Raw genomic sequence first — 17,563 nt, forward strand, 5'->3', positions numbered from 1 at the left:
GATGTCCCTCTGAAGAGATTGCAGGGGGGCGGAAATCTGCAGGGGGCGTTGTACCCCCCTGCGTGCTATCAGGCCTGGATGTAAGCGGTCTTCACCGTGGTGTAGAACTCGGCGGCGTAGCGGCCTTGCTCGCGCGAGCCATAGCTGCTGCCCTTGCGGCCACCGAACGGCACGTGGTAGTCCACCCCGGCGGTGGGCAGGTTCACCATCACCATGCCCGCCTGGGCGTGGCGCTTGAAGTGCGTGGCGTGCTTGAGGCTGGTGGTGGCAATGCCGCTGGCCAGGCCAAACGGCGTGTCGTTGGCCAGGGCCAGGGCTTCGTCGTAGCTCTTCACACGCTGGATGCTGACCACGGGGCCAAAGATTTCTTCGCGGTTGATGCGCATCTCGGGCGTGGTTTCGGTGAACAGGGCGGGGCGCAGGTAGAAGCCGGGGGCGCCGTCTGCGTTGGTGGCCAGTGCCTCGCCGCCGTGCAGCTTGGCGCCTTCTTTTTGGCCGATGGCGATGTACTCCAGGTCTTGCGCCAGCTGGCGGTCGTCCACCACAGGGCCGATGTCGGTGCCGGCCTTGCGGGCACCCGTGTCACCTGCGGCAAACAGTGTCGATGCGCCGTAGAACTACAGCTACTCCAGGCGATCGGCATAAGGCTTGGGCGCAAAGCGCAGCTCGCTGTCGAAGTCGGTCAGAGGAACGGTCAGCAAGCCGGCTTGCAATACGCTTTTGAGGTCTTGTGGGGACATGTTCAGGCTCCGTTGGGTGAGAAATGTGCAAGAGTCCTGCTTCCAGCCCGTCAAGGCCGGGCACCAGGAACACGAGAAATTCATGTTGTATGTCATCGTACAAAATAAAAAAAGCGTACGGTTCAATACGAATGCCACCTCCGCCCTTGGTTGGGCGGAGGTGGCTGGGTAGGGTCAGCTGGCTTCCGTCTGGGCGCGGCGGCGGCGCTCACGGCTGTTGGCCAGGTGGGTGCGCATGGCTGCGCGGGCGGCGTCGGGGTCTTGCCCCACGATAGCGTCAAAAATGTTCTCGTGCTCGCCATTGACGCGGCGCAGGTACTGTCGGCGCTCATCGCTCTGGTCGTCGCTGCCTTGCAGGCGTGCGCGCGGAATGATCATGCTGCCCAGTGTGCTCATCAGCTCGGTGAAATGACTGTTCTGGGTAGCGCGTGCAATCTCCAGGTGGAACTGGAAGTCGGCCGCCATTGCGTCGCGGCCTTCGTCCACGGCTTGAGCCACCGCGTTCAGCGCCTGGCGCATGGTGGCCAAGTTGGCGTCGGTGCGGCGTTGCGCGGCCAGGGCTGCGGCTTCAGTCTCCACGCCAATGCGCAGCTCCAGCACGGCAATCACGCCGCGCAGGGTGCTGAATTGCTCGGGGGTGATCTTGAAGCCGGGGTTTTGTCCCATGCCCAGCACAAACGTGCCAATGCCGTGGCGGGTTTCGACCAGCCCCGAGGCCTGCAGCTTGGAAATCGCTTCGCGCACCACGGTGCGGCTGACGTCGAACTCGGCCATGATGGCCGCCTCGGTGGGCAGCTTGTCGCCCACGGCCAGGCGCCCATCGCGAATGCGGTTACCCAAGGAATCCACCAGCTCCAGGGCCAACGTGCGGGGTTTGCGGCGGAGAGTGGTTTCTGTGTTCATTTCCCGGTGTTATCCCTATGTCGATTCGTAGTGCTGCGTAGTGGCATTTCGATGGTGTGACAACTGATGACATTCAACTGTCCCGCAGTGCCACTGTACCAAGAACCTGTCGAATTGCCATGACTGCTCACCCGACGCCGATCCGATTCAACCGAATCTTGCTCACTGGCGCTGCCGGTGGTTTGGAGCGCGAGCTGCGCGCCCGCCTGAAAGCGTATTGAACCACCGTGCGGCTGTCGCACATTGCCGACCTGCGCCAGGCTCTGCCGGAGTGGAAGAACCTGCTCGCCCTGGTGCTGGTGTGCGTGGGCATCTGGCTGGTAACGCGCGTCCGCCCCCTCTGCCACGCCAGCCAAATAAGAGCGGCGAACAAAACGCCCCTGGCGTCGTTGTTTCGCCTTGTCGTACTGTTTGTACTGCCTGCGGCGAAACGCCTAGCCAGGGCCGCTGCGCTGCGTTTTGTTGGTCGCTCTAAACTCGGGCACATGGCTTACACACTTTCACGCGAAGCGTTTCAACAACAACTGCATGGCCAGCGCACCGACCTGTTCACCCTGCGCGGTGCGGGTGGCCTGCAGGTGGCGGTGAGCAACTATGGCGCGCGTCTGGTGCAAGTGGCCGTGCCAGACGGGCAGGGCGGCCTGGTGGACGTGGCCTTGGGCTACGACAGCCTGCAGGGCTACGTCGATGGACAACTCTCCATGGGCGCCTTCATTGGCCGCTGGGCGGGGCGGCTGCGGGGTGGCAAGTTGCATCTGCCCGGCGGCTGCACGCTGCAGTTGCCCACCAACAGTGGCCCGCACCACCACCACGGTGGGCCGCAGGGCAGCCGCTTTCAGGTGTTCGGCGTCACCGAAGTGAAGCCCGATGCCATGGTGCTCACCCACACCTTCCGCACCGAAGACGATGGCGTGCCCGGCACCGTGCGCCTGACGCTGCACCTGCAGGTCACCCCTGACAACGCGCTGCACATGGAGTGGATGGCTGAGGTGGCCGACGCCGCCACTGTGTTCAACCCCACGGGCCACGCCTTCTTCAACCTGGCGGGCGCAGGCAGCACCCTGGGCCACACGCTGCAGGTGCCCGCCAGCCGCTACGTGCCGTTGGCCCCCGATGTGTGCCCCACGGGCACCGTTGATTCGGTGCAGGGCACGCCGTTCGACTTTCGCAAGCCGCGCAGTGTGGCCGATGCCACGGCCATGCCGCATGAGCAGCTGGCACGGGCCGGTGGGCTGGACCACTACCTGGTGCTGGACGATGCCTCTCCAGTCTCTGTAGCCCCCGCCGCCACCCCCGGTCTGCGCCTGGCCGCCCAACTGGCCGACCCCGCCTCGGGCCGCGCCATGCAGGTCTGGAGCACCGCCCCTGGCGTGCAGGTGTACGCAGGCCACGGCCTCAAAGGCGACCCGGCTCGCGACCTGGGCCGTGGGCCAGGGCAGGGCACCTGGCTGTGGCAGCCCGGCGACGGCATCTGCCTGGAGCCCATGGAGTACCCCGACGCGCCCAACCACCTGGCATTCCCGGTGCGCTGGTGGCTGCCCGGCGACGTGGTGCGCGGCAGCATCGTGTACCGGTTCATGGGCCCTTGAGCGGTGCCAAGACATTTTGCTATTAAATAAATAGCTTCTGCCGCTTGCTGGTAAAGCGCCACAGGCCAATAAGCCTTGTAGTGCTTGCCCAGGCCGCGTAACGCTGCACCCCCTTCTCGATGTTGGCGCGGTCAGCCCGCTTCAGCGACAGCCAAACGCACTACATTTTTGCCAATGAGCGCATCCCCTTTTCAACGGTTTATTCCCTTTCTCGCTGTCCTCGGCTCCGTCACCGCCCTGGGCGTGGGCACCTCGTGGGCTAAGCAGGCCCTGTTTCCGGTGGTGGGCGCGCAGGGCACCACCGCCGTGCGGGTGGGGTTGTCGGCGCTGTTGATGCTGATGTTGTGGCGCCCCTGGCGCTGGCGTCTGTCGCGGGCCGATGCCCAAGCAGTGGCGCTGTATGGCGCAGCGCTGGGCGCCATGAATCTCATGTTCTACCTCTCACTCCAGACCCTGCCTTTTGGCCTGGCGGTGGCCATCGAGTTTGCGGGGCCGCTGGCCGTGGCCATCTGGTCATCGCGCCGCGCCGTGGATTTTGTGTGGGTGGCTCTCGCCATCGTGGGCCTGGCCCTGTTGCTGCCGTTGGGGCTGAGTGGTAGCACGCTGGACCCGTTGGGCGTGCTGTATGCCGTGGGGGCGGCCGTGTTCTGGGCGCTGTACATCGTGTTTGGCAAACGGGCCGGGCACCTGCATGCCGGGCAGTCGGTGTCGCTGGGCCTGCTGGTGGCGGCGCTGGTGGTGGTGCCGGTGGGCGTGGCCCACGCAGGCGCTGCGCTGCTGTCGCCCTCGGTGCTGCTGGTGGGGGTGGCTGTGGCGGCCATCTCCAGCGCGCTGCCCATCTCGCTGGAGATGATGGCCCTGAAGCGCCTGCCCAAAGAGGCCTTCGGCATCATGATCAGCATGGAGCCCGCCGTGGCGGCCCTGCTGGCCCTGGCGTTGCTGGGCGAGCGGCTGGACACCGTGCAGTGGCTCGCCATTGGTTGCATCGTGGCCGCATCCATGGGCAGCGCCGCAACGGCGCGCAGGCTGCCCGCAGTGCAAGCGCAGCCTGCTTGATGGGATGGGTGTTTGCTACATATTTCGTAGCTTCTGGCGCTTGTCTATCAAGCGCTAGCGGCTGATTTTGCTTGTGTTGGCTCGGCAGCAATCAAAACCGGCCTGCAAGCCTCATGTCTGTGGATTTCTCGGGTTTCCATGGTGAAAGTGCCCACATTGCTTGCGCTGCACCCATGTGGCTGATTGGAGACGGTGTGCCGCAGCACGACGGGTGGAGATCCTGAAAACCGGAAAGGGGAGGCAGTACCATCAGGTAACAATTCACTACGGGCCGTGCTCTTTCAGGGGCGGTGCGCACCACCGAATGGACAAGACCCAACTTTCCGAAAGCGACATCTGCGACAAGTTCATCCGCCCCGCGATGGAGAAGGCTGGATGGAACGGCCTGGACCAGATCTTTCGTGAATACCCCCTGCGGGCTGGACGCGTGGTGGTGCGTGGCAACAAAGCCTACCGCGACAAGAGCACGGTGCTGCGCGCCGACTACGCCCTGTTCTACAAGGCCAACATTCCCCTGGCGGTGGTCGAAGCCAAAGACAACCAACACGCCGTGGGTGCAGGCATGGGCCAGGCGCTGAACTACGCCCAACTGCTCGATGTGCCCTTCAGCTTCTCCAGCAACGGCGATGGCTTCGTGTTCCGCGACGCCACCCTGGCCACCGGCGTGCTGGAGCAAAACCTCACCCTCGAAGAGTTCCCGTCGCCAGAGGAGCTGTGGCGCCGCTATTGCACCTGGAAGGGCTGGTCTGACGAAGAAAGCCGCGTCGCCGGTTTTGACTACGCCCCCCACAAAACCCCGCGCTACTACCAGCTCAACGCCGTCAACCGCGCGGTCGAAGCCATCGCCGCCGGGCAAAACCGCGTGCTGCTGGTCATGGCCACTGGCACCGGCAAGACCTACACCGCGTTCCAGATCATCTGGCGCCTGTGGAAGAGCGGCGCCAAAAAGCGCATCCTGTTCCTGGCCGACCGCAACATCCTCATCGACCAGACCATGGTCAACGACTTTCGCCCCTTCAAGGGCGCCATGGCCAAGCTCAGCCCCAACGCCAAGGGCGTGGAGCGGGTGGATGCGCACGGCACGGTGTCGGTCGAAGACGTTCAGCTGGCCGTCCACAAAACGACCAAGCTGGTAGACAAAAGCTACGAGATTTACCTTTCGCTCTACCAGGCCGTCACCGGCACCGACGAAGAGCGCAACATCTACAAGCAGTTCAGCCCCGACTTCTTCGACCTCATCGTGGTGGACGAATGCCACCGGGGCAGCGCCGCCGAAGACTCCGCCTGGCGCGACATCCTCTCCTACTTTGCCAGCGCCACGCAGATCGGCCTGACAGCCACGCCCAAAGAAACCAAAGACGTCTCCAACACCGACTACTTTGGCGAGCCCGTCTACACCTACAGCCTCAAGCAAGGCATCGAAGACGGCTACCTGGCGCCGTACAAAGTCATCCGCGTCGATCTGGACAAAGACACCTTTGGCTGGCGCCCCACCGCCGGTATGACCGACAAAAACGGCCACGCCATCGAAGACCGCATCTACACCGGCGCCGACATGAACCGCAAGCTCGTGCTGGAGCAGCGCGACGTGGCCGTGGCCGCCAAGATCACCGAATACCTCAAGGCCACCGACCGCTACGCCAAGACCATCGTCTTTTGCGAAGACATCGACCACGCCGCCCGCATGCGCCAGGCCCTGAGCAACGCCAACGCCGACCTGTGCGCCAAAGAGCCCAAATATGTGGTGCAGATCACCGGCGACAACACCGACGGCAAGCTGGAGCTCGACAACTTCATCGACCCCGAGAAAACCTACCCGGTCATCGCCACCACCTCCAAGCTCATGAGCACCGGCGTCGATGCCCAAACCTGCAAGCTCATCGTGCTGGACCAGGGCATCAAGTCCATGACGCTGTTCAAGCAAATCATCGGCCGTGGCACGCGCATCAATGAGCACCACGGCAAAACCTGGTTCACCATCCTCGACTTCAAGCGCGCCACCGAACTGTTTGCCGACAAAGACTTTGACGGTGAACCTGTGCAAATCTACGAGCCCGGCGGCGGCGAGCCCGTGGCACCGCCCGAACCTGCCGTGCCCGGCGGCAATCCGGGCGATGCAGGCCACACCGGCGGCGCGCCAGAACCCTTGGGGCCTTTCAAAGGCGGCGGCGAGGCGGACGGCCCCAAGAAATACATCCTCGGCAACAACGTCACCGTGGCCGTCGCCCGCGAGCGTGTGCAGTATCTCAACGCGCAGGGCAAGCTCATCACCGAAAGCCTGCGCGACTACACCCGCATCAACCTGCGCAAGCAATACGACTCGCTCGACCAGTTCCTGCAAGCCTGGCAACAGGCCGACCGCAAAGCCGCCCTGCTGCAAGAGCTCGAAGGGCAGGGCGTGCTGCTCGACGCCCTGGCCGACGAGGTTGGCAAAGACCTCGACCCGTTCGATTTACTGCTGCATGTAGCCTACGACCAGCCCCCGCTCACCCGCAGCGAGCGCGCTCGCCGCGTGCAAAAGCGCAATGTCTTCACCCAATACGGCCCCGTGGCCCGCAAGGTGCTGGAGGCACTGCTCGACAAATACGCCGACGAAGGCATCGCCACCATCGAGAGCAACGAAGTCTTCAAGCTCCAGCCCTTCACCGACCTGGGCAGCCCGGTGGAACTGGTGCGCAGCTTTGGCGGCCGCCCGCAGTACCTGAGCGCGCTGCAAACCCTGGAGCGCGAGCTGTACGCTCCTCGCTGACTGCTGCCCGCCGAAATTCAGACAAACACCAGCCTCTCAAGAGCCGCGTTGGAATCCCCTATGACGAACAAAAAATGCATCGACCCTGCAGCGGCACGGCACTTCATTGCCAACTACCAAAGCCTGCTCGAAACCATCCCCACCACCAAGCGCAAGGCGAACCTGGTGGCGCAACTGACCGCGGCACGCGATGCCCTGTATGCCAACCCTGCGCTTTTGCAGCCAGCGCTGGCACACCTGCAGGACCAGGGCCGCTTCTGTGCCGACGACGTGCTGCAAGCCGTGCACACGCTGCGCGTTGACAAATGGATCTATGTCAACGACACCGCCACACACAGCCACTTTCTGGAGCCCCATGAGACGAATGCGGCGTATGCCATCAAGACGCTGACCACGCCCCTCAAAGAAATGCTTGGCAGCAGCGGTGCCGTCATCTCCTGCGGTCTGCTGGTGTTTCAAGGGCAGGTCATCTGCGACGGGCTGGTGGGCTTTGGCGCCTGGCTGGGGCCAAACTACCGGAGCAGCTTCAAAGAGCAACTCGCCGCCTGCCGCGCCCAGGGGGCGCTTTATCGCGACCGCCTGCTGCCCCGGATACCGCCCGAAACAGTGGCGAAGTAGCTCATAAAATGATAGCTACTAGCGCTTATGCCATAAGCGCTAGAGCCTGTTTTGACTTAAATTTTGCACCCCATGTCCAACCTCACCCCCGTCATCAAATCCATACAGGACATCATGCGCCAGGACAGCGGCGTCGATGGCGACGCCCAGCGCATCAGCCAGCTCACCTGGCTGCTGTTTTTGAAGGTGTTTGACGCGCTGGAAGAAGAGCTGGAGCTGACGCGCGACCACTACCAAAGCCCCATCCCCGAGGCCATGCGCTGGCGCAATTGGGCGGCCGACCCCGAGGGCATCACCGGCGACGCGCTGCTCGACTTTGTGGACAACCAGCTCTTCGCCACCCTCAAAAGCCTCAGCGCCGACCCCGTGCGCAACCCGCGCGGCTATGTGGTGCGCGGCGTGTTTGAAGACGCCTACAACTACATGAAAAGCGGCCACCTGCTGCGCCAGGTGGTCAACAAGCTGAACGCCATCGACTTCAACCGCCAGGCCGAGCGCCACCAGTTCAACGACCTCTACGAAAAAATCCTGAAAGACCTGCAAAGCGCCGGCAACGCGGGCGAGTTCTACACCCCCCGCGCCGTCACCCAGTTCATGGTGGACATGGTCAACCCGCAACTGGGCGAAGTGGTGCTGGACCCGGCCACCGGCACCGGCGGCTTCCTCGTCTGCGCCATCGAGCACCTGCGCAAGCAGGTCAAAAACGCCGAGCAAGAAACCCTGCTGCAAACCAGCATTCGCGGCGTCGAGAAAAAGCAGATGCCGCACATGCTGTGCGTCACCAATCTCATGCTGCACGGCATCGAGGTGCCCAGCCACATCCGCCACGACAACACCCTGGCGCGCCCCCTGCGCGATTACACCCAGGCCGACCGCGTGGACGTGGTGCTCACCAACCCGCCCTTTGGTGGCGTGGAGGAACCCGGCATCGAACAAGGCTACCCCGCCGACGTGCGCACCAAAGAAACGGCCGACCTGTTTCTGGTGCTCATCAAGCACATCCTCAAAAACAACGGCCGCGCCGCCCTGGTGCTGCCCGACGGCACCCTGTTTGGCGAAGGCGTCAAAAGCCGCATCAAAGAGCAGCTGCTCACCGAGTGCAACCTGCACACCATCGTGCGCCTGCCCAATGGCGTGTTTGCGCCCTACACCGGCATCAAGACCAACCTGCTGTTCTTCACCAAAGGCCAGCCCACGCAGCATGTCTGGTATTACGAACACCCGTACCCGCCGGGCGTGAAGAACTACAACAAGACCAAGCCCATCCGCATCGAAGAATTCGATGCCGAGAAAGCCTGGTGGGGCACCGAGGCCGACGGCTTTGCCGCCCGTGTGGAAAACGAACGCGCCTGGAAGGTCAGCATCGACACCATCCGCGCCGCTAACTGGAACCTCGACCAGAAGAACCCCCACGTCGGCGAACAAACCAGCCACGACCCCGGCGAGCTGCTGGCCGACTACGCCCGCCTGCAGGCCGAAGCCCAAGCCCTGCGCGACGAGCTCAAGGGCATCCTGGAGCAGTCTTTAATGGCAAAAACAGCCGCTAGCGCTTGAGGAATAAGCGCATGCTGCTATCAAATATGGAGCTAATCGCCACCGCCCCCGGTGGCGTCGCCAAGCTGCGCGAACTCATCCTCACCCTGGCCGTGCAAGGCAAGCTGGTGCCGCAAGACCCGGCCGATGAACCGGCCGGCGTGTTGCTGCAGAAGATTCGGGCGGAGAAGGATCGGTTGATCGTCGAGGGGAAATCCAAGCGGGACAAGCCGCTGGCGGCGATTGCCGAAGAGGAAAAGCCGTTTGAATTGCCACTAGGGTGGGAGTGGGTGCGGCTCGGAAGTGTGCTGTCGCTGGAATACGGTTCTGCTTTACCAGAAAAGGAAAGACTACCCGGCTCAATACCTGTCTACGGCTCCAACGGAATTGTTGGATTTCATTCATCTGCATTGGTCAGCGAGCCATCTCTGATTGTTGGGCGTAAGGGCTCCGTCGGTGCTATCAACATTTCACTGGTGCCGTTTTGGTCAATCGACACAAGCTATTTCGTTACGCCCCCTAGTGGAATCGAACTGCATTTCGCGTTCCACCTATTAAGGTCGCTGGGACTCGCAAAGCATGACAAGGCAACAGCGATTCCTGGCATCAATCGCAATGATGTGTATGCCGAAATCGTCGGATTGCCACCCCTCGCCGAACAATCCCGCATCGTCACCCGCGTCGAAGCTCTCATGCGCCTGTGCGATGCGCTGGAGGCCAAGGGCCAACTGGAGGCCGCGCAACATGCCCAACTGGTCAGCACCCTGCTGGGCACGCTCACCGCCAGCACCTCACCCGGAGAACTGGCTGACAACTGGCAGCGCGTGGCCCAGCACTTCGACCTGTTGCTGGATCGCCCCGCAGCCATCGACGCGCTGGAGCAAACCCTGCTGCAACTGGCCGTGCGCGGCCTGCTCGTGCCCCAAGACCCCACCGACGAGCCCGCCAGCGCCCTGCTGCAAAAAATCCGCGCCGAAAAAGACCGCCTCATCGCCACCGGCCAGATCAAACGCGACAAACCCCTGCCGCCCATCACCGACGATGAAAAGCCGTTTGAGTTGCCGGTGGGGTGGGAGTGGGTGAGATTTGATGAGTTGATTCACCCACAGAAGCCAATCGCCTACGGGGTGCTCGTTCCAGGCCCAGACGTATCGACAGGGGTGCCATTTGTCCGTATTGCAGACCTGTCAATTGTTAATCCGCCTGCAAGACCGGAAAAAACGATAACGCAAGAGGTTGACGCACAGTTTCCGCGGACTCGACTTGAGGGTGGAGAGATATTGATGGGCGTGGTCGGTAGCATCGGCAAGCTTGGCGTTGCACCCAAGACATGGGCGGGTGCAAACATTGCGCGTGCTATTTGCCGAATTGTTCCCGCTGATGCAGGACTTCATGAATTTGTGCTCTTTCTGCTGGAGACCAAGTTCATGCAAGAGAGCTTTGCTGGTGACACCCGAACGTTGGCACAGCCTACGTTGAACATTGGACTGATACGGGCCGCTCTGACGCCTATGCCGCCTCCAGCCGAACAATCCCGCATCGTCACCCGCGTCACCGCCCTGCGCCGCCTGTGCGCCGACCTGCGCCAGCGCCTGGCCGAGCGCGAGGCAGTGCAGGCCCGTCTGGCCGAGGCGCTGGTGGAGTCTGTAGGGTGATGCGGGGCGGCGGGTTGGCTGTCAAAATGCTTCTGTTTTGATAGCTGCTGGCGCTTGCTGGATAAGCGCTGGAGGCCGATTTGCCTGATTGGCTGCTTGCCTCAGATACCACTCCACCCGTTCGGGCTGAGTTTGTCCAAGCCTGGGCACTGTTTGCAAACAGCCCTTCGACGGGCTCAGGGCGAATGGGGTCTGCGCTATGTCGCCAATCAGGCGATTGGACCCAAATTCTTGGTCCCCTCGACAGGAATCGAACCTGTATCTAGCGCTTAGGAGGCGCTCGTTCTATCCATTGAACTACGAGGAGACAGGGCGGGATTGTAGAGGCTGCGGGCGGGGGTGGCGGGGCTGGGAACAGGTTCTCAGTCGTACTTCATCGTGTAGATCAGATCCACCGCGCTGTTGCTGCCCGCCTGGCCCCGCAGGGTGAGGTTGCGCGAGAGGTCGTAGAAGATGTAGAGCGCGCCCAGGGTGCCCGACAGCGTGCGTTCGTACGTCAGGTACAGGTCTTTGGAAATGCGCTTGCCGAAGGTGAGGGCGGCGGTGTTGGCGTCTTCGCCGGGGGCCGCGCCTTTGAAGCCGATTTCGTCCAGACCCACGCGGCTGGCGAGGTTGCCGGTGGGCGATTGCCCGCGGCGGCCCAGCAGGACCAGGGCGGCTTGTTGCAGCACGGCGGCCTCGGCACCGCCGGCGGTGGCATCGCGGCCCAGCACCACCCAGGCGAGTTTTTCAGCGTCAGGCAGTTCGGGGTCTGAATACAGGCGCACGCGCGGCGCCAGGGCTGAGCCGCTGACCTGCACCCCCGCCCGCACGCTGATGTTGGGGCGCAGCGCCAGGATGTCGAGCGAGGGGTTGTTGTACGGCCCGTTGAAGCGGATCAACCCGGTCTCCACGTCCAGCACCTGGCCCCAGGCGCGGTAGCGTCCCTCGTCGGTGCGCACCTCGCCCGTCACGCGGGGTGGGGCGCCTGCGGTGGCGGCGCTGCGCACATCCACCTCGCCCGTGAGCCGGGTGGTGATGCCCCGGCCCTGCAGGGCAAAGTCGTTGCCCAGGTTCAGCGTGATGGCGATGACCGCTGGCTTGGCGGGCACCAGCTGGGGTGCTTGCTCGGCCTTTTGGTGGGCCTGGGCGGCGGCCTGGGCGCGGGCCTGGGCTTCGCGGTCGCGCGCGGCAGAGCGGATGACCACGTCAGAGTCCAGCGTGGGGGCGGTTTCGTCGGGCAGGATGATGGTGGCGCGGTCGGTGGTGAGTTTGCCGGTCAGGCTGAACTGGCCTTCTTGCAGTTGCGCCCGCAGGTTGCCCGACACGCTCACCTGCCGGTCTGCCCGCACCAGCACCTGCAGCGCCTGCGCCTGGGCTTGCAGGTCCATCGCAATGCGCGGTGGGGTGCCGCTGGCGGTGTCGGCGTCGCTCCAGGTCAGGCGGCCCGTGGCCGAGAGGCTGCCCCGGTCGGTGGGGGCCTGGGTGCGGTTTCCGCTTTGCCCGGGAATGCGCGCTTTGCTGCCGCGCCCGCCTTGCAGCTGGAACTCGGTCAGCTCCAGCTGGTTGCCGCGCAGGCTGGCCCGCAGGCGGCCGCCTTGCAGGTCCACGCCGTCGATGAGCGAGCGCACGGCCAGCTCATCGGCCGCCAGCGTGCCCGTCCAGCGGGGGGCGTTGCGCGTGCCCGACAGGGTGGCGTTGGCATCCAGCGTGCCGCGCACGCGCCAGCCGGGGGGTGCCAGGGCAGACCACACACCCACGTCGGGCAGACGGGCGCGCACGCTGCCGGCCAGCGGTGCGTCCGCAGGCCAGGGGGCAGCGTCTTCGTCCCACTGCAGGCGGGTGCTGGCGGTGGCGTCAATCTCGCCAGCGCGTGCGCTGGCCCACTGCAGGCGGGCGTTCAGGCTGTCTGCGTCCAGCTGCACGCTCAGCTCTGCCTGCCGCACACCGGCCGGGGTGCCCCGGCTGGTGGCAGCGGTGGATGCTGGCGTGATGGTGGTCACGCTGCCTGGCCCCAGCCCCTGGCCGGTGCTGACGCTGGTGGTCTCTGCTGGTGGCTCTGCGCTCAAGATGCGCAAGTCGCCCTGGGTGCGGCGCAGGCTGGCCGTGGCGCGCAGGGATTCGGTGGTGTCCACGTTCCACTGGCCTTCCAGCAGCAGATCGGTGGCCAGCCCCAGGCGGGCCAACAATGGTTGCGGCGCCAGCGTGGGCGCGGTGGGCGATGTGGAGGCGACACCGGGCACGGCGGTGCTGGGTGCGGCCGTGGGGGCGGCGTCCGTGCCGAACGCATCCACCCAGGCCAGGGGCAGGCCTTGCAGCGTGCCTTGTGTTTGCAGGCGTGGCAGGCCGCCCGCCACCGTAGTCAGCCGCACGGGTTGCCAGCGCAGCGCCACGGTGCCCGGCACGGGGCCGGTGATTTGCGCCTGCCCGGCGCTGGCTTGCAGGGTGAGCCCCTGGGGTTTGCTGGCGGGCGAAGCGCTTGCTGTGGATGAGGCCCGCGCAGACGGCGCCACGGCGGTGCCAGGGCTGGCGCCAGTGCGCAGCGACATGGCCCAGGGCTGCGTGAGTTGAGCCGTCCACACCCCAGGGCGGCGCGTGTCTTGCCACTGTGCGCGCAGTTGGCTCCACTGGGCCTGCCATTGCCCAGCGCCGCTGAGCCCGCCGGTGGCTTGGGTCTGCAGCGACAGGCGTTGGGTGCCCGTGCGTGCTTCGCCTTCCAGGCGCAGCGTGGCTTGCGTCAGTTGCCCGTTCAGCTCCGCTTTCAGGGCGCGCAGTTGCACCGATGTCGCCACGTTGGTGGCGTCTGCGGTGCCGCTGGCCTGGGGGGGGAGCACCAGGTCCAATTGCGGGCTGGTCAGTGCGGTCTGTATCTGAAAGGGCGGGGCTTTGGCGCCAGCACTGGGGGGCAGGCCCTGGGTTGCCGTGTGCAGTTGCTGCTGCAGAGTGCTCCAGCCGCCCTTCCATTGCAGTTGCAGCTGTGCCTGGCCTTTGGCCGAGGCGGTGCGCAGCGTGCCTTGCAGGTCTTTGCCCAGCCAGGGCAAGCGGCCTAGCCAGCGCAGGGTTTGGTCGGCATCGGTCAGGCTCCAGCTGCCTTCGCCCTGGCCAGTGCGGGGGGCGATATTGCCCTGCACGCGCACTTGCGAGCCGGGAAGGGTGAGCTGCACCAGCCCCTGGCCTGAGACGGCTACGGCTGGATTGCTGGCGGCAGGTGTCGCACCGGGTGGCGCGCCACGGCTGATGCGCAGATCCGTCGCCTGCAACCGGGCACGCAACGCATCCAGGGCCAGCCGTTCGATGTGCACCGTGCCCCCGTTGTCATCGGGGTTCCATTGGCCCTGGGCCGTGAACGCATCAATGCGCAGGTCTGTCGCACTCGCCGGTGCGGTGCCCGTGGGCGCTGCTGATCGAATGTCTGCCGTCAAGCGCACCACTGTGCTGGTCAGTGGGCTGGCTTGCGACGGCATTTGGGCCTGCACGCTGCCCGACAGGGGCGACGCCGCCAGTGCGGAGTGCAGGGCAGCGGGCGACAGGTTGCGCAGGCGTATCGAGCCTTGCACTGCCCCCGTGGCGGGCGCAAAGCTGCCTTGCAGGTCCAGGCTGCCTGCGCGGGGGGCTGAGCCCACGGTGGCCGTGGCCTGGTTCACCGTCCAGCCGCCCGCTGCGTAGCGGGCCTGGGCTTGCAGCCCTGCCAGCGGCAGGCGCTGGGTATCCCAGGGGCCGGGCGCGCGGTTGGTGAGGTCTGCGGTCAGGTTCCAGGCGCCCGCCTGGGCCGGGGCTTGGGTGCTGGTGCCGGTACTGGCATCGGGCCCTGCCGTCAGCGTGCCGTGCAGATCGGTGGTGGGCGCCTGGGGCCACAGGGCCGCCAGGTTCACGGCTTGCAAGGTGGCGCGCGCTTGCTCCAGCGGCTGTGGGGCCCAGGGCTGCACGGTGGCCTGGGCCGTGGCGCGCATGGCTGCCGGGGCGGGTGCAGGGACACGCGCTGCGGGGGCTGCCTTTGCCGCAGGGGCTGTGCCTGGGGCTGGCGTGGCGCCCGCTGGCTGCAGGTTGGCTTCCAGGTTCAGCCGCGCCGCCTCGGTGGCCAGGGTGCCGTCGGCACGCACCTGTGCAGCAGCGGTGAATGCCTCTGTGCGGCCCGGTAGGGGCGTGGTGACGGTGCCGTCCACCGCGGCCTGCAGGGCCATGGGGGCGCGGGCTTGCAGCACGGCGCTGGCGGTGTAGCGGCCTTGTGCCAGCGCCAGGTTGCTGATGGTCAGCCGGTGGTTCTGCCCGTCAAAGCGGTAGGTGCCCGCCAGCCCCTGGGCTTGCAAGGCCGGGTTGTCGCCCCACTGCAATTGGTCTACCTGGAAGCCCAGCTCCACCGTCAGCGGCAGCACCAGCTCTTGCAGCGGCTGGGGCGGGGTGGCGGGCTGGTCATGTTCCAGCGGGGTGACGTGGATGCGCGCAGCGCGGATATCGCGCAGCTCCAGCCGGCGCTGCAGCAGCAGGGGCAGTTGCCAGCCCACCTGGGCGTCGGTCACGTCTACCACCAGGCTTGGGCTGCTCCAGCGCAGCCAGCCAATGCGCCCGCCGCTGCGCAGCGACCCTGTCACATCGCGGCTTTGCAAGCTTTGCCCGGCGGGCAGCCACTGCGCTGTCCGCTGCAGCACCGTGGCCAGTGAAGTGGCCTGGCCAGCCCACCACCACAGCCCTGCGCCTGCCAGCGCAATGGCCAAGAGCAGTGCGGCGACCGCCCACCCCAGCCAGCGCAGCGCACTGCGGCGGCGCGGTGGCGGTGCAGCGGTGTGGGCAGGCTCGTTGGGGCTGGGTGGGCTAGCGGGGCCAGTGGGCTCGTTGAACGTAGGCATCAGAAAGTGAACCCCAGGCGCAGGTGCAGCCGCAGTTGTTTGGATTGCACGCCCCAGGCCAGGTCGGCCTGCAGCGGCCCCACGGGGCTGCGCCAGCGCACGCCGGTGCCTATGCCCACGCGCGGGTCCAGGTCTCCGGCGCGGTCGGCCACGGCCCCTGCATCCACAAACAGGGTGTTTTCCCAATCGGTCATGTTGCCGCGGTAGGTGATGGGGCGTTGCCATTCCACGCTGGCCACGCCCATGTAGCGGCCACCGTAGAGCTGGTTGTTTTGCGTGCGCGCACCGATGCTGCGGTAGCTGTAGCCCCGCACGGTGGTGTCTCCACCGGTGAGGAACAGTTGTGTGACCGGGATTTCTGCGCTGTCACGCGCCAGCACGGCGCCTAACTCTGTGCGCACCGAAATGCGTGCGGCGCGGGCCACGCCGTTGTCTGCCTCCACCCGCCCTGCGGGGAAGAACGACTGCCAGCGCACCAGGGTGCGGGTGAACGGGTTGCGTTCGGGCCGCAAGGTCATGCCAGCGCCCAGTTCCACGGCAATGCCCCAGCCCCTGGTGGGCGCCGTTTTGCTGTTGAAATAGCGGCCCGTCCAGCCATAGTTGGCGCTCAGCGCGGCGCTGTCAGCGGGGGCGTTCAGCCCCTGGGCGCGGGTGGTGTCGTAGCGCAAAAAGTAGGTGCGGTCGATGTTCTTGGTGCTTTTGCTGCGCCCGCCCAGCACCTCTACGCTGTTGACGTCGTAGTCGCCCGTCTGCTGGCGCTGTGCCAGTGCCGATGTGAACCAGCGCCAGCCGTTGTCGTTGGGCAAGGCCGTCCAGCCCGTGCCCAGTTGCTGCGCATTCTTGTCGAGCGACAGCTTGTTCACCGCGCGCCAGCCGTGCGTGGGCCACTGGTTGTGGCTGTGGTCTATCGACAGGCGTGGCCCGCTGTCGGTAGACAGGCCCGCACCAAACACCAGCTTTTGCAGCTTGGCTTCGCGCACCTGGGCAATCACGGGGGCTGCCTGCGGGTCGGGGCTCTCGGTGTCCAGCGTGAGGAACACCGCATCGTAGTAGCCGCTGTTGGCCAGGCGCTGCTGTGCATCGAGCATTTCAGCTTCGTCGTACACGCTGCCGGTGGGCAGGCGGGCCAGGCGGCGCGCGCCATCGGGGTCGTAGCGCTGGCTGCCGCGCACTTGCAGCGGGCCAAAGCGGTAGGGCGGGCCGGGGTCGTAGGTTACGGCCAGCTTGGCTTCGTGGGTGTCGGCATCCACTTCGGCGCGGCTGCTGGCAATGCTGGCGGTGGGGTAGCGGCGCACTTGCAGTTGGCGCAGCCCGCTGCTTTTCGCTTCTGACCAGGCGCCTTGCGTGAAGGGGCTGCCTGCGGGCAGCGACCAGTTGCTTTTTACCCGCTGCAGCTGGCGCACGCGGGCATCGGGCTCGGTTTCGGCCCCTTCGGTCAGGCGGATGTCGGCCTGCGTGACGCGCGTCTGCGGGCCGGGCTCCACGGTGAGGGTGACGGCGTACGGCGGCTGTGGCGCTGCGGCTTCGCGCAGCTCAATCGCAATGGTGGGCGCGAAATAGCCCAGCGTGCCCAGCAGTTCGCGGGCGTTGGCGTCGGCGGCGTGCAACAGGCGGCGCAGTTCTTCGTTTTGCAGATCGGGCAGCAGGCGAAAGCGCTGCAGCTCCAGGTGGCGCTCCAGGGTGTCGCGCACCGAGTCGGGGGCCTTCACTTCCAGGCTGAAGGCGGGCTGGTCTTCGGTGGTGACCGCAGCGGCTGGTTCAGCCCCTGGCCGGGGCGACAGCACACTGCACCCCTGCAAAACCATCGCTCCACAAAGCAGCAACGCCGACCACAGAGTCGGCGTTGGATGAGGCTGCGCCTTGCACGGAACATGCACGCGAGAAGCAGAAACGGACG

9 protein-coding genes, 1 tRNA gene and 2 pseudogenes are annotated in these 17,563 nt (G+C 65.5%); 6 read left to right on the top strand and 6 right to left on the bottom strand.

What is annotated here, in order from left to right; translation table 11 throughout:
• Positions 1 to 68: 68 nt before the first annotated feature.
• The 3 genes and pseudogenes from AADJ04_RS01270 to AADJ04_RS01280 form a co-directional block, all read right to left on the bottom strand.
• Positions 69 to 587, bottom strand: a pseudogene (locus tag AADJ04_RS01270) (aldehyde dehydrogenase family protein); the annotation flags it as partial.
• A gap of 39 nt (positions 588 to 626) precedes the next feature.
• Positions 627 to 740, bottom strand: a pseudogene (locus tag AADJ04_RS01275) (5-dehydro-4-deoxyglucarate dehydratase); the annotation flags it as partial.
• 174 nt (positions 741 to 914) lie between these two features.
• Positions 915 to 1,643, bottom strand: coding sequence for a FadR/GntR family transcriptional regulator (locus AADJ04_RS01280; RefSeq protein ID WP_207375145.1), 729 nt, complete (start codon positions 1,641 to 1,643; stop codon positions 915 to 917).
• A gap of 485 nt (positions 1,644 to 2,128) precedes the next feature.
• Here AADJ04_RS01280 and AADJ04_RS01285 point away from each other — a divergent pair, with 485 nt between their 5' ends.
• From AADJ04_RS01285 to AADJ04_RS01310, 6 genes are all read left to right on the top strand, one after another.
• Positions 2,129 to 3,232, top strand: a complete 1,104-nt coding sequence (locus tag AADJ04_RS01285; RefSeq protein WP_207375146.1) for an aldose epimerase family protein — start codon at positions 2,129 to 2,131, stop codon at positions 3,230 to 3,232.
• Between the two features lie 174 nt (positions 3,233 to 3,406).
• Entirely contained in the window at positions 3,407 to 4,288 is an 882-nt protein-coding gene (locus tag AADJ04_RS01290) for an EamA family transporter (protein ID WP_066694615.1), read from the top strand.
• Between the two features lie 304 nt (positions 4,289 to 4,592).
• Positions 4,593 to 7,037 (top strand): DEAD/DEAH box helicase family protein, encoded by a 2,445-nt coding sequence (locus AADJ04_RS01295; protein ID WP_341238489.1) that lies wholly within the window; start codon positions 4,593 to 4,595, stop codon positions 7,035 to 7,037.
• A 60-nt stretch (positions 7,038 to 7,097) separates the two neighbouring features.
• A complete protein-coding gene (locus AADJ04_RS01300) occupies positions 7,098 to 7,655 on the top strand; it encodes a hypothetical protein (protein WP_207375149.1) in 558 nt (185 codons plus the stop codon).
• A 72-nt stretch (positions 7,656 to 7,727) separates the two neighbouring features.
• Positions 7,728 to 9,209 (top strand): class I SAM-dependent DNA methyltransferase, encoded by a 1,482-nt coding sequence (locus AADJ04_RS01305; RefSeq protein WP_207375150.1) that lies wholly within the window; start codon positions 7,728 to 7,730, stop codon positions 9,207 to 9,209.
• 11 nt (positions 9,210 to 9,220) lie between these two features.
• The gene (locus AADJ04_RS01310; protein WP_341238490.1) at positions 9,221 to 10,843 is read left to right on the top strand and encodes a restriction endonuclease subunit S; all 1,623 of its coding nucleotides are present in this window, start codon (positions 9,221 to 9,223) and stop codon (positions 10,841 to 10,843) included.
• 232 nt (positions 10,844 to 11,075) lie between these two features.
• Here AADJ04_RS01310 and AADJ04_RS01315 read toward each other — a convergent pair.
• From AADJ04_RS01315 to AADJ04_RS01325, 3 genes are all read right to left on the bottom strand, one after another.
• Positions 11,076 to 11,150 (bottom strand) — tRNA-Arg (locus AADJ04_RS01315).
• A 55-nt stretch (positions 11,151 to 11,205) separates the two neighbouring features.
• Positions 11,206 to 15,666 carry a translocation/assembly module TamB domain-containing protein gene (locus tag AADJ04_RS01320; RefSeq protein ID WP_341238491.1) on the bottom strand — a complete coding sequence of 1,487 codons (4,461 nt, stop codon included), beginning with the start codon at positions 15,664 to 15,666 and terminating at the stop codon, positions 11,206 to 11,208.
• Positions 15,666 to 17,471, bottom strand: coding sequence for a BamA/TamA family outer membrane protein (locus AADJ04_RS01325; RefSeq protein ID WP_341238492.1), 1,806 nt, complete (start codon positions 17,469 to 17,471; stop codon positions 15,666 to 15,668). Before AADJ04_RS01325 ends, AADJ04_RS01320 begins: the two co-directional genes overlap by 1 nt.
• Positions 17,472 to 17,563: the final 92 nt, after the last annotated feature.

Source organism: uncultured Acidovorax sp., from assembly GCF_964021665.1.
Lineage (GTDB): Bacteria > Pseudomonadota > Gammaproteobacteria > Burkholderiales > Burkholderiaceae_C > Acidovorax > Acidovorax temperans.

Bases quoted from the DNA above. Each gene is read 5' to 3' on its own strand.
- AADJ04_RS01285 (WP_207375146.1), top strand. From the start codon at position 2,129: ATGGCTTACACACTTTCACGCGAAGCGTTTCAACAACAACTGCATGGC.
- AADJ04_RS01280 (WP_207375145.1), bottom strand. From the start codon at position 1,643: ATGAACACAGAAACCACTCTCCGCCGCAAACCCCGCACGTTGGCCCTG.
- AADJ04_RS01310 (WP_341238490.1), top strand. From the start codon at position 9,221: ATGCTGCTATCAAATATGGAGCTAATCGCCACCGCCCCCGGTGGCGTC.
- AADJ04_RS01295 (WP_341238489.1), top strand. From the start codon at position 4,593: ATGGACAAGACCCAACTTTCCGAAAGCGACATCTGCGACAAGTTCATC.
- AADJ04_RS01325 (WP_341238492.1), bottom strand. From the start codon at position 17,471: ATGGTTTTGCAGGGGTGCAGTGTGCTGTCGCCCCGGCCAGGGGCTGAA.
- AADJ04_RS01305 (WP_207375150.1), top strand. From the start codon at position 7,728: ATGTCCAACCTCACCCCCGTCATCAAATCCATACAGGACATCATGCGC.
- AADJ04_RS01320 (WP_341238491.1), bottom strand. From the start codon at position 15,666: ATGCCTACGTTCAACGAGCCCACTGGCCCCGCTAGCCCACCCAGCCCC.
- AADJ04_RS01290 (WP_066694615.1), top strand. From the start codon at position 3,407: ATGAGCGCATCCCCTTTTCAACGGTTTATTCCCTTTCTCGCTGTCCTC.
- AADJ04_RS01300 (WP_207375149.1), top strand. From the start codon at position 7,098: ATGACGAACAAAAAATGCATCGACCCTGCAGCGGCACGGCACTTCATT.